General features: G+C 36.7%; 11 protein-coding genes and 2 pseudogenes. 11 read left to right on the forward strand and 2 right to left on the reverse strand.

All coding sequences use genetic code 11. The features are described from left to right. The 9 genes and pseudogenes from KHQ79_RS20405 to KHQ79_RS22455 form a co-directional block, all read left to right on the forward strand. Positions 1 to 1,311, forward strand: coding sequence for a peptidase (locus KHQ79_RS20405; protein WP_080429027.1), 1,311 nt, complete (start codon positions 1 to 3; stop codon positions 1,309 to 1,311). Further along, complete coding sequence (gene ablB / locus KHQ79_RS20410) at positions 1,289 to 2,116, forward strand: putative beta-lysine N-acetyltransferase (protein WP_225516716.1); 828 nt, start codon at positions 1,289 to 1,291, stop codon at positions 2,114 to 2,116. The genes KHQ79_RS20405 and ablB overlap by 23 nt, the downstream gene beginning before the upstream one ends. Positions 2,117 to 2,128: 12 nt before the next feature. Further along, a pseudogene (gene kamA / locus KHQ79_RS20415) lies at positions 2,129 to 3,133 on the forward strand (lysine 2,3-aminomutase); the annotation flags it as partial. Positions 3,134 to 3,228: 95 nt separating this feature from the next. After that, entirely contained in the window at positions 3,229 to 4,803 is a 1,575-nt protein-coding gene (locus KHQ79_RS20420) for a recombinase family protein (protein ID WP_225516717.1), read from the forward strand. 480 nt (positions 4,804 to 5,283) lie between these two features. Then, positions 5,284 to 5,649 (forward strand): lactococcin 972 family bacteriocin, encoded by a 366-nt coding sequence (locus KHQ79_RS20425; protein WP_225516718.1) that lies wholly within the window; start codon positions 5,284 to 5,286, stop codon positions 5,647 to 5,649. Positions 5,650 to 5,741: 92 nt separating this feature from the next. Continuing rightward, on the forward strand, positions 5,742 to 7,913 hold the full coding sequence (locus KHQ79_RS20430) for a DUF1430 domain-containing protein (RefSeq protein WP_225516719.1): 2,172 nt from the start codon (positions 5,742 to 5,744) through the stop codon (positions 7,911 to 7,913). Beyond that, the gene (locus KHQ79_RS20435) at positions 7,910 to 8,530 is read left to right on the forward strand and encodes an ATP-binding cassette domain-containing protein (RefSeq protein WP_225516720.1); all 621 of its coding nucleotides are present in this window, start codon (positions 7,910 to 7,912) and stop codon (positions 8,528 to 8,530) included. The genes KHQ79_RS20430 and KHQ79_RS20435 overlap by 4 nt, the downstream gene beginning before the upstream one ends. Positions 8,531 to 8,543: 13 nt before the next feature. Further along, positions 8,544 to 8,753: a bacteriocin-like WGxF protein gene (locus tag KHQ79_RS20440; protein ID WP_225516721.1), complete on the forward strand. Its 210-nt coding sequence runs from the start codon at positions 8,544 to 8,546 to the stop codon at positions 8,751 to 8,753. A 170-nt stretch (positions 8,754 to 8,923) separates the two neighbouring features. Continuing rightward, positions 8,924 to 9,008, forward strand: a pseudogene (locus KHQ79_RS22455) (hypothetical protein); the annotation flags it as partial. A 427-nt stretch (positions 9,009 to 9,435) separates the two neighbouring features. On the opposite strand, the gene KHQ79_RS20450 reads toward KHQ79_RS22455, so the two are convergent. Both KHQ79_RS20450 and yokF read right to left on the reverse strand, forming a co-directional pair. Beyond that, entirely contained in the window at positions 9,436 to 10,161 is a 726-nt protein-coding gene (locus KHQ79_RS20450) for a hypothetical protein (protein WP_225516723.1), read from the reverse strand. A gap of 157 nt (positions 10,162 to 10,318) precedes the next feature. Then, positions 10,319 to 11,209, reverse strand: a complete 891-nt coding sequence (gene yokF, locus KHQ79_RS20455; protein WP_225516724.1) for an endonuclease YokF — start codon at positions 11,207 to 11,209, stop codon at positions 10,319 to 10,321. Between the two features lie 181 nt (positions 11,210 to 11,390). On the opposite strand from yokF, the gene KHQ79_RS20460 reads away from it, so the two are divergent. After that, positions 11,391 to 11,642, forward strand: a complete 252-nt coding sequence (locus tag KHQ79_RS20460) for a PH domain-containing protein (protein WP_225516725.1) — start codon at positions 11,391 to 11,393, stop codon at positions 11,640 to 11,642. An 87-nt stretch (positions 11,643 to 11,729) separates the two neighbouring features. Continuing rightward, complete coding sequence (locus KHQ79_RS20465) at positions 11,730 to 12,266, forward strand: SMI1/KNR4 family protein (RefSeq protein ID WP_225516726.1); 537 nt, start codon at positions 11,730 to 11,732, stop codon at positions 12,264 to 12,266. Positions 12,267 to 12,273: the final 7 nt, after the last annotated feature.

The raw sequence follows: 12,273 nt of genomic DNA on the forward strand, positions 1-12,273 counted from the left end.
ATGAGGATGCAGGGTATTGAGAGAAAAGTAATCGAGTGGCTTGATCAGCATTCGGCCAAAGCCATTCGCCTTCTCAAAAGGCTGATTGGAGAAAAAAGCACATTAGGCTCAGAATTTAACGCCCAAGCTGTTGTGCTTGAAAAGCTGCGGCAATTTCATATGGACATTGATGTGTGGGAGCCAAGCCTAAAGCAATTAAAACAGCATCCCTACTTTAAATCAGACCGTTCCGATTTTCATGAGAGCCCTAACATCGTTGCAAAAAAAACGGGAGCGGGCGGGGGCCGGTCGCTGATTTTAAACGGTCATATCGATGTTGTGCCTGAAGGAAGTGTAAAGGATTGGAAGTATGAACCGTTTCAAGCTGTCGAAGAAAACGGTAAAATATACGGCCGCGGCTCAACGGATATGAAGGGAGGCAATACAGCCCTTCTTTTTGCTTTAGAAGCCCTGCACGCTTGCGATGTCAAATTGAAGGGAGATGTATTGTTTCAAAGTGTTGTAGATGAAGAGTGCGGCGGCGCTGGAACACTGTCTGCCATTATGAGAGGCTACCGTGCTGACGGCGCGCTGATTCCGGAACCGACGAATATGAAACTTTTTATAAAGCAGCAGGGCTCGATGTGGTTTCGGATCACAGTGAAAGGATTAGCGGCACATGGGGGCACACGCTATGAAGGTGTGAGCGCGATTGAAAAAAGCATGCACGTGATCACAGCCATACAAGAGCTGGAGAAAGCCCGCAATGCGAGAATTTCAGATCCGCTGTATGACAATGTCCCAATACCGGTACCGGTGAATATCGGCACCATCTCAGGCGGTGCGTGGCCATCTTCAGTTGCAGACCGTGTCGTCATAGAAGGGAGATGCGGAATTGCTCCCCATGAAAAGCCTGAAGCTGTAAAAATAGAATTGGAAAACTGGCTGAGGGATTTAGAATACCGTGACGAATGGTTTAAACATCATCCGATTAAAGTAGAATGGTTTGGCGCTCAATGGCTTCCGAATGATTTACCAGATGACCATCCTTTAATCTCAGTGCTGCAATCAGCCTATCAAAAAATGAAACAGACAGAGCCAATGATCGAAGCCTCGCCATGGGGAACAGACGGAGGGCTTTTATACCATGCAGGAGATACGCCAGTGATCGTCTTCGGGCCTGGAGAAACAAAAACAGCTCATCAGGCAAACGAATATATTGAGGTTGAAGCCATGATAGAATCTGCTAAAATTATTGCACTTTTTGTTATGGATTGGTGCGGGCTTCATACAGACGGGGAGGATGCGGATGCTCAAGTCAATAAAGAGTAACGGTGTCACAGCGGTTTTGGACCATGACGACTTTAACAAACGAATCAGAGTAGTTCGTTATGACGGAGCCATTGAGAAGGCGCTGCCTGATATCGTGGCAGCGGCAAAAGAAGAGGATGCGGAAAAAATCATCGTCTATACGAAACAGCATGATGAGGCAGTGCTTGCCAAACACTTATTTGTGCCGGAGGGTTTTCTCAAGGGTTATTATCTCGGCCACCCGGCTTGCCTCATGGTCCGTTACCTCACAGAGAAACGGAGACAAACAGATTCTTATATAGAAGAACAGGAGACCATCGAAGCCTTATATCGCACAGCACCTCACCACCGCAGCGAAACTACCCCCGTTTTTACGATGAGAAAAGCAGAAACAAACGACATGTACCAGCTATCCATGCTGTATAAAAAAGTATTCCGTACGTACCCGACCCCCGTATTTGATCCTGCTTATATTGAAAAGACGATGAATGAAAATACGATGTATTATGTCATGTTTGATCATGATCGTCTGATCAGTGCAGCAAGCGCAGATAGCAATCCAGGGCTGGGGCATGCGGAAATAACCGACTGCGCTGTGCTTCCGGAATATCGGGGCCGTTCGCTGACAAGCCTTTTAATCGAGGCTTTAGAAAAAGAAATGGCCGAGAAGGATATCTTTCATGTATTTTCTCTCGCCCGTGCTGCGTCTTTTGGGATGAATGCTGTGTTGTACCATTCCGGCTATCAGTACGGCGGAAGGCTGATCAACAATTGCTATATAGCCGAAGGTCTTGAAAACATGAATATTTGGTGCAAGCACCTGTAAGGAGGAATTCATTTGGCAAACAAATGGCATAAACCGAAACGGCATTGGAAGGAGATCGAGTTATGGAAGGATGTTCCGGAAGAGAAATGGAACGATTGGCTTTGGCAGCTGACACATACGGTAAGAACGGTAGATGATTTAAAAAAAGTCATTAATCTGACCGAGGATGAAGAGGAAGGCGTCAGAATTTCGACCAAAACGATCCCCCTAAATATTACACCTTACTATGCTTCATTAATGGATCCCGATAATCCGAGATGCCCGATCCGCATGCAGTCTGTACCGCTTTCTGAAGAAATGCACAAAACAAAATACGATCTGGAAGACCCGCTCCATGAGGATGAAGATTCACCGGTACCCGGTCTGACGCACCGCTATCCCGACCGTGTGCTGTTTCTTGTCACTAATCAATGTTCCATGTACTGCCGCTACTGCACAAGAAGGCGTTTTTCCGGACAAATCGGAATGGGAGTCCCCAAAAAACAGCTTGATGCTGCGATTGCTTATATCCGGGAAACACCTGAAATCCGCGATTGTTTAATTTCAGGCGGTGACGGGTTGCTAATCAATGATCAAATTTTAGAATACATTTTAAAAGAGCTTCGCAGCATTCCGCATCTGGAAGTGATCAGAATCGGAACAAGGGCGCCGGTCGTCTTTCCACAGCGCATTACCGATCAACTGTGCGAGATTTTGAAAAAATATCATCCGGTCTGGCTGAACACTCATTTCAACACAAGCATCGAAATGACAGAGGAATCCGTTGAGGCCTGTGAAAAGCTGGTGAACGCAGGAGTGCCGGTCGGAAATCAGGCAGTCGTGTTAGCCGGTATTAATGATTCAGTTCCAATCATGAAAAAGCTCATGCACGACTTGGTAAAAATCAGAGTCCGTCCGTATTATATTTATCAATGTGATCTGTCAGAAGGTATCGGACATTTCAGAGCCCCCGTTTCCAAAGGTTTGGAGATCATTGAAGGGCTGAGAGGCCATACCTCAGGCTATGCGGTTCCTACTGTGTTTTTTAAAATAAGTATGGAAACTTCTGATAATAAGTGGTATTCTCTAGTTAGTTAAATATAGCACCATGCACAGAGAAAGGGAATACGATGATGATTAAGAATCTTGAGAACATACACCATGTAGCTATATACCTTAGGATTAGTCAGGAGAAGAAGGGCGAAAACGTAGAAACTCTGGAGAACCATAGACAAATCCTTATAGAGTTTTGTGAAGAGCATGACTTTACTTATGAAGAATTTGGAGAAGTCATAAGTGGTGGAAAATCTGAAATAACTCAAAGGGTTGCACTTAAACGACTGCTCGACAACATTGAAAAATATGATGCAATTGCGTGTTTTGAGTTAACCAGGATTTCTAGGAATGGTCTTATTAGTCAAACTGTTAAACAGTACTGTATCGATTATGACAAACCGATATTAACTCCTTATCAATCTTATGATTTAGCTAACTCAGAGACTGATCGTCTCTTATTTGACGTTGGTAGCATGATTTCAAGTCATGAACACAGTACAATTGGTAAGCGAAGTAAAGCTAATAAAATGCAAATGTCTAAAGCGGGTTTACATGTAAGTGGAAATGTTCCTTTTGGGTACAAAAGAAACAACGAGACAAAAAAACTTGAAATTGATGAAGAAGCAGCACCTACAATTCGATACATCTTTCAACTGCATTCAGAAGGATATGGGAGCTTTAAAATTAGAGACATTTTGAACAATGAGGGTTATAAATCAGCTACCGGCAAAGCATTTAATCTTCCTTCTATCAAGAGAATTATAAAAAACCCTGCATATAAAGGAACCCTAATCTTCAATAACAGGAAAAAGATTAAGAGAAACGGAAAATTTGAATATGACAACGTAGAAACCATTACAGTTGAAAATGCTCATCCTGCTATTATTCCACCTGATGTCTGGGATAAAGCAAATCAGGATCGAGAATCAAGAGCGCTAAAATCCATTAGCATCAGAGAAAAGCCAGCCATTAAATCAGGGGTTACACTATTAAAAGACTTAATCTTTTGTGGAGTTTGCGGTAGAAAGATGATCATTAGAAAAGACACTAAAAGTTCTACTGGTTACACTCTTAAGAAATGTGAATACTTGTTACCTAATGGTGAAAAGTGTCCAAACTGTGGGAAGAAGTTAGATGCTGTAATAGCAAGGGTACTAACTGGACTAACAAAATACGCTGACGACCTCTCTAAGATGGAAGAGCAGCTAAGGAAAAATAATGCATCAGATTTAAATGAAAAGAATCAATTGAAGTTAAATCAAATAGATAAAGCTATTATGGAGATTGAACAGAAACAAAAGAATCTAATAGAATTAGCGATGGAAGGGCTATTCTCTCATGAAGAAATAAGAGAGAAGAAGCAAGAACTTGTCAAAAGGATGGACGAGCTAAAAGCTAAGAGAGAAGAAGTTATTAATTGCATAAACTCACTATCAGTTGAAGAAGAAATTGAACTTATCCAGGAAAAAAGGAAACTCATTCTTATCTTGAGAGAGGATATGGATCAAGAATATGGAAATGAATTGCTCAAAAGGTTTATTAAGAAAATCCATTTTACTCGTGTAATTCCTGAAGACATTTTAAAAAGATCAACTCGAAATTCAGAGAGACAAAATTATCCCTTTAATATAAAATTTGAGTTCTTTGATTAATCTATATGTAGATATATTTATACTAAATCATTCTGTATATAGCATTTAATTCTCGATAAAATTCACATTTTAAAGAGTTTTATATAGAACACATTCATAAAGTCACTCTGTTAATCAAGAGTGACTTTTTTTCTTTTCCTCTATAACTAGATGATGCATATCTATCCCTGATTTGAGCGAAAAGTACTCAACTTTACACGCTTACATCACCTTATGTCTTCACTTACTAATCTCATAGGAAATTTGAACTTGAAAAAGATTAAAAGTCATTGTATGATCAAATAAACCCAATATTTCCTTATATTGGGTGTCTAGAAAGGGGGGATATGGTAACATAATCAGTTTTTTTGTCGTGGTTCGTCATGTTGGTATTGAAGGTCTTTTCAACACGAAGTGACATAACTTTTTAAGTGTAATACTCATACTTAACAAGAAAAAACGCAGTATATTTTCTTGTGAAAACAAAAAGGAGAGGTTATATTGAAAAAGAAGGTTTTTGCTTCAATGGTGTTGGGAGCTACTTTACTAGTATCATCTTCTGTCGTTTTTGCTAGTTCTTCAGATGAGGCTACACACGGAGAAGTAAACTTGGATGAAACAAGGGATTTAATACAAGTCATGAAATTGACTAAACAAAAAGCGGGTGGCGGTACTTGGTATCATGGTTTCGAAGGTGGGCAAACTAAATCCAATTACAATCATACTAAAAAGACTCACAAATCAAGTGCGCAGGCTGGCGGAGAAAGGTTCTTTTCATCTAAATGGAAGAAAAAAGATGAAGGGTATACCTACGCTTCAGTGTATTCAACTCTTTGGGGAAATAGGGCTTTTTGGGATACGAAATAAATAGACAATAGCAAAGAGATTAATAATCTATCTTCCGGTGCCGTCAAAACTTGATTATAAGGCACCGGATTTCTTTTTATGGAGGCTATCCAATGAAGAAAACGATTTATATATTGTTCATTCTATTTTTACTCTCAATGAACATATCCAGCTATCACTATACTCTGAATAAGCAAGTTTTTTATACTTTATTCTCTAATAAACAAACGTTAATTATTAATTACAACAAAGCACACTTTAAAAGTGATGATTTCATTAAGGAAATAGCTGGATTTTCAAAAAAAGAGAACGTGAATATTACTCAATACAATTTTTTAGACGAGAAGACCTTAAATATCTACGCTTCAAACCTTAAGAATGAACCTTCAATCAAAATAGGAGATAGGTTTATATCTAATTTCAATAAAACAGCAAATGAATCAGATAAAAATTTGATTGGTACTATTGATTTCCCTTTATCAACATGGAAAATCAGATACTTCAATTTAAACCAAATAAACAACGTAGGGTTAGGAAATAGATTTTATATTTCATCCGAGGATGAAGATGTAATTGAACAAGCTAAAAAGCTATTCTCAGACTATGGCGATGTCAGTATAGAAGAAAACATCAGTTTAAATGACTCTGCTGTGTTCAGCACTACATTGCTCTTGTTAGCTTTGCTTTCCATGCTAATCTTATTTGTTGGCATCCTTTATTTCGTAATTAAGAATCGCAAGCAACTTCTCCTACAGAAGCTATGGGGATATTCAAAAACCAAATCACTATTAACTTTCCCAAAAATGTTTTTAAAACCAATTGTTATGATCATAATTTTCGGCGCCCTTCTCATTGTAATTCTGGCTTTTATATTCAACCTAAACGACTGGTTATCAGTGTACGTTAAAATGTACATGCGAAATGCACTGATTGTGACATTCTCAATGATGATATACACAATTATTGTTACTTTGATTTTATATAACAACAGCAATATAAGCGCCACGATAAAAGGCGGCATACCATTTAAAAAGTTTCAATGGCTGTCATTGGGTTTTAAGTTAATTGTGACAATCCTACTTTTTAATATTTTTGCTTCATCCCTCTCTAATTTGTTCGATTTAAAACAACGGCTAGACAATCAATCTTACTGGAATAAGACACAAACAGTTTATAAAACCGGTTTTGCTAACACAGGTTTGAACTACAGTGATTTAAAAATTGATAGAGAAAAAAACGAGAAGGTACGAAAGCTTTATCATGAATTAGAAAGACATAAAGATGCGTTTATAATGGATGCTCAAAACTATGGAATATTGAAAATGAATGGGAAAACTCCAGTTTATTTCTATACATTGAATACAACCAAAGAAAATGAAATTTATTTACCATCCGGAAGAAGCGTAACGATCAGTCCTAATTATTTAAAAGTAAACACCATTAAAGGAATTAACGGAAAAACGATTACTGAAAAACAATTAACTCTCGATCAAAACACATTGAATTTACTTGTTCCAAAAAAATACGCTAAGTATAAAGAAAAAATCCTCAAAGCTTACAAAGATCAATTTTTCTTCGATAAGGTTGAAGTAGACAATATGTATAACAAAGAAATTCAGCAACCATTAAATACGCTGAAAAAAGAGCGATTGAAAATCAAAATAATATATACTCAAAATAATCAAGAATACTTCACTTATAATAGTATGCTCGGCAACAATAAAAACAATATTGTTGATCCAATTGCAATTGTATTCACTGATAATGTTGATTCATCAGTTATAGGTGCATATGCAACCTCAAGTTTATTCTTTTCTGATGCCTCAAAAGGTATGGCATATGACCACATCATCCCTTATTTAGATAAAACAGATACAAAAGAGCTGATTGGTTCTGCGATATCAGTCTATCAAGAATTAAGCGACCAAATAGCACGAATTCAAAATCAGTTCATCCAGAATCTAATTGGATTAACTATAACACTCATATTGTCAGTAGCCTTCCTTATCTCTTATATATGGTCATACTACAGTGCAAATGCGTATCGACTGTACCTTAAAGAGATATTTGGATATTCATACTGGGCTAGAAATAAGAGCTTAATCATATTGTCGACTGTGTCTAACTGTCTGATAGGAATCTGCTTTAGTATTTATTATAAAATCTATGAATTAATAGGCTTGATTGTATTGTTCATTGGAATTGAGATGATTATTCTGTATTTCCTCAGCCTTTATTTGAACAGGAAAAACATGAATAAGATTTTAAAAGGAGACAGATTATGATCGAACTTAAAAGCATATCCAAAAGTTTTGATGGAAAATCAGTTCTTTCTAACTTTTCGATTCACATAGAGGAAAATGAATTCGTTTCTATTGTTGGCAAGAGCGGTTCTGGCAAAACCACTCTTCTAAATATAATCAGCCTCTTAGATTATCCAGATGAAGGTAAAGTTGTGATTTTAGGCTATGAAAATCCTAAATCTAAAGAGGTGATGAAGTTAAGGAGAGAGAATTTAGGATATATCTTTCAAAACTATGTGCTCATGGATAATGAAACTGTATTAACGAATTTAATGCTTTCCACAGCATACGCAAAAGACTTTGACAAAAACAAGCTATCTGAAGCTCTAGAGATGGTAGGCTTAGATAAAAGCATTTTAAAGAAAAAGGTATACCAGTTGAGCGGTGGTGAGCAACAGCGTGTAGCAATAGCCAGGATTATTCTAAAACCCTGCGATATCATTCTGGCCGATGAACCGACAGGAAACCTCGATGAGTACAACAAGAACATTATTCTTTCTCTTTTCCATCAGTTGAAAGAAATGGGGAAAACAATCATATGTGTAACGCATGATCCAGAAATAGCTAACTGCTCTGATAGAGTAATAAATCTTTCGTAAGGAGTTGTTCTTGATGAAACATATTACTTTTGCAATTTCTTCAAGTATCCTGATTATTATTACCGGTATTGTTCACAGGATTATTTTTAGACTATTTGGATTTCCATTTGATGAAGCGCTTGTCTTCTGGGGCGGGTTTGTAGTTGTTTATTTTGTTTTAGCTTTGATTGCTTCCTTACTCTTTAGAAATGTTGGTTCTAGTAGCAGGAGATATCAGGTGTAACTCAATCTGGTCATTAAACAATAAAATATACCTTATCTTGAATACATCGATAATATAAAGTATCCTGTATATGTATCATAGTTGGTATATCAGCCACTATAGGCCAGAGAGTTCCCTCACATACTCTCTGGCTTTTTGTTTCGTTTTAACTTGGAAAGGAGGACAACACTGTGTGGAAAGCTTTAAGACAGTTACTTAAGAATCAGAAGAATCAAAGTCCACTCGATGAAGGTTATTTACAGATTCCAGAAAAGGATATAAATCTAGAATTAAAACAAAAGATATTTGAACTGGAGAGCCTTGGAGAAGTAGTATCCAAAAAGCTGCAAAATAAATATATAGATGTTTTTGAAGCTCAGGGTAAACCAAACCTTACAATAAAAATTTGTAGAGACATAGATGGAGATGAGCTAAATGATTTAACAGCTGAAAGATGTTTGGAAAAAGAATACCGTTCACAAATAACAATTAATTATTATCAACCTGCAAAAGCCTATGATGAAGATCTAGACTGCATCACAATGGATTTGTGGTATTACTACGGTGGCTTTATAGGAAGCGGTTGTGGAACATTATTTGATTTAAATAATAATGACTTAGAAAAAGAAATTGAAGAGGTTCTAATATTTTTACTCAATGATTAACAATCCGAGAAATAAAAAAAGCCCCATAGGGGCTTGAATTATTGCATGTATTTTTTCTCAGCTTCCTTAAAACTCATTATTTTTAGATCAATTCTTTTCTCGTCACTTAATTTTTCATTATTATGTGCATCATGAGAAGGTGGAATGATCACTTTAAGGCTGCTGATATTTGCTGTATTGTCTTTAAGTAACCAGAAAGTCTGACCTTCTTTATTAACCTTACCCAAAAAGTCTCCGCCTACATCACCCATTAATCCCATTTGCGATTCTAGCTGTTCGCCTGTATCTGTAACAATAATAGCCTGATTAGGATTAAACGTTACATCTTTAGAGGAAGTGTTTTCAGCTTTCATATTCAGTACTACAGCACGAACCTTGCCTTGATCATTAAAGTAAAGTGATTTTGCATCGTCATCTGGCTTAATCTCAAGAATATCTACACCAGCAATATAAAGATTCATACTGCCTAATTTTATTGGCTCTGAAGGAGTGTCTATACCGGTAATACCAAGGTCTTCATTATAGCCAATACCAATTTCTTTAACGTGACCTAAGCCTTCAAAGTAATCTTCACCATCTTCAAACGGATCTTCTTCTTTTTTTGCAGATTCTTTTTTGTCATTTTGCTTGTTTTCTTTGTTCTCAGTATTTGTAGTTGCTTTTTTTGAAGTGTCTTCATCGTTATTACTTGATGATTCATAGCTGCACGCAACTAAAGAAAAGCTTAGAGTTAGAGCTCCCAGACCTAAAAACCATTTTCTCAATTGTAATTACTCCTTTATTATGATTTGCTTCTTTAGCTATATCGACCAAATAAAGGATTTTTCCACAATAATTATTAATTTCCTAGAAAAAATAACTTCAGGCCTTATGTTACGGTTATCTATTTTGTCAAAATAGATAAAGATGAGCCTACTTCATTCATCGTTCGCATGCATAGTTGTCATGATCTCTGTCCATTTTAGATTGGTAAGCAGGGTGGGAACTAGGCACACCATTCGGATATTTCTTTCTTAACTCTGTACAATTTTTAAACGTTTCTGTTTCTCCAGTTGACTCTGAAGAGGCTTCGTTTTCAGTTGTAGTCGAAGTTTCACTTGATGCTTTTGGAGTAGTAGGCTGTGTTGCAGCCGGTTTAGATGTTGTTGCTTTTTTAACTGCAGTGGTTTTCTCTTTCACACAGCCTCTAAATCCTCGGTCAGTCACATATCCATTCTTACTCCAAATTGAAAGCTTCTCTGATTTTGCTTCCTGCTCGTCTTTCTTAAATTCGTCTATGTATTTGGTGTTTGGCTCATATACATATGCTACTCTGGCCAATCCTTCTTTCAACAATGTTTCCTGAACAGATTTGCCGTCAACATAAACGTAAGCTAACAGTCTTCCATACTTATCTCTGCGGTCACCTTTATCAAACTCCAATTGCAGCTTACCACTGCTGACCAATTCTTTATTTCGTTTTGATGCATCATCACCATATGGTTGAACACAAGAATTTGGTTTCTTCGTCTCAGGTGTATCAATGAGCAAGTAGCGGACTGTGTCTACATTTCCGTTGTAGGTAACTTTAATTGTGTCACCATCAACAGCTCTATCTAGAGTAACATCGACCAATTCCTTTTCATCTTTTTCCTTAGATTTGTCAGCAGTTTTTTCTTTAGCAGCTTCCTTTTGTTCTGTTTTCTTTTCTACATCCGTAGATGCTTGTGGTGTTTCTTTTCCCGTGCTTACTTTTTCAGAATCATTTGAGCTGCAGGCTGCCAACGATAAGCTCAAAGTGAATGCTGCAAAACCTAATAATACTTTCTTCAACTTCATTTCCCCTTTTTAGAATGTTTGTTCTCTATTTATATCGGTAAACCATCAATAATTATAATCCTGTATCCAATTATTGTGAATTTAATTTTTCCTTAATATCATCGCATTTCTCTTTAAGACTTCCAGGCGTATGTTAAAATTTTACTAAATTCATAGTCGAAAAGGGGAATGTTTTATGCTTGGAATTAAAGTTGAAAAAACAAATGATAACTTAATTATCAATTGGCAGCTATCCAAAATTGAAATCCCAATCAAAGAAATTGATGATGTGTTTCTTGATCCAAATTATGGGGGAGAGGAAAAAAGTGCAGTAAGGATTGGGTTTCCTTATGGCTCTACGGATAGGGTAGTGATTAAAACAGCAAATAACACTTACATTTTATTCACCACTAATGCTGCTTCTATTATGAGTAAAATTGTTTCCTAATAACCAATTAATGTCCTATTAGTTATGCTTTCCTTATAGTTGCATGACATGGTAAAATCTAGATAATTGTTGATAGGGGGATGGGATATGGAAGAAGGCAAACTTATTCATTTGACACTTGCTGGTATTAAAGAAGCTGTTTCTAAGTATGGCACCTTTCCAATGATTCAACCAGGTGGTTTCGTATTAGAAGATGCCACATTTGAATTTAATGAACCTGCAACAGAAGACGAAATTAGAAAATTAGAATCACATTTCAATGTAAGTTTACCCAAAGATTATAAGGAGTTCCTAGCTCTACATAATGGATTGGAGTTTCTTGATGGAATCGAAATACTCAGTATTGAAGATGTTATGAAATACAATGAAACAGAAGACCTTCCAGAAAAGTGTTTTTTGATTGGATATCATTTTGATGGAAGGTATGTTATAGATTCGAATAGATATGAAAAAGGAGACTTAGATTACTTATTTTATTTGGATTCGATTGATCATTTTGATGAAGCAGTAGATTTAAAAGCGAATTTTGAAATTTGGTTTGATCGACTTTTAAGTTCAAACGGAAATAAGTACTGGGAAGTTGAAAGAGATGTTAAAGCTTATTATGAAAACATAGATGAGTAAAGGACTC

This window comes from Bacillus sp. TSO22 (genome assembly GCF_020223595.1).
GTDB lineage: Bacteria > Bacillota > Bacilli > Bacillales > Bacillaceae > Bacillus > Bacillus inaquosorum.

Bases quoted from the DNA above. Each gene is read 5' to 3' on its own strand.
- KHQ79_RS20405 (WP_080429027.1), top strand. From the start codon at position 1: ATGAGGATGCAGGGTATTGAGAGAAAAGTAATCGAGTGGCTTGATCAG.
- ablB (WP_225516716.1), top strand. From the start codon at position 1,289: ATGCTCAAGTCAATAAAGAGTAACGGTGTCACAGCGGTTTTGGACCAT.
- KHQ79_RS20420 (WP_225516717.1), top strand. From the start codon at position 3,229: ATGATTAAGAATCTTGAGAACATACACCATGTAGCTATATACCTTAGG.
- KHQ79_RS20430 (WP_225516719.1), top strand. From the start codon at position 5,742: ATGAAGAAAACGATTTATATATTGTTCATTCTATTTTTACTCTCAATG.
- KHQ79_RS20435 (WP_225516720.1), top strand. From the start codon at position 7,910: ATGATCGAACTTAAAAGCATATCCAAAAGTTTTGATGGAAAATCAGTT.
- KHQ79_RS20440 (WP_225516721.1), top strand. From the start codon at position 8,544: ATGAAACATATTACTTTTGCAATTTCTTCAAGTATCCTGATTATTATT.
- KHQ79_RS20460 (WP_225516725.1), top strand. From the start codon at position 11,391: ATGCTTGGAATTAAAGTTGAAAAAACAAATGATAACTTAATTATCAAT.
- KHQ79_RS20465 (WP_225516726.1), top strand. From the start codon at position 11,730: ATGGAAGAAGGCAAACTTATTCATTTGACACTTGCTGGTATTAAAGAA.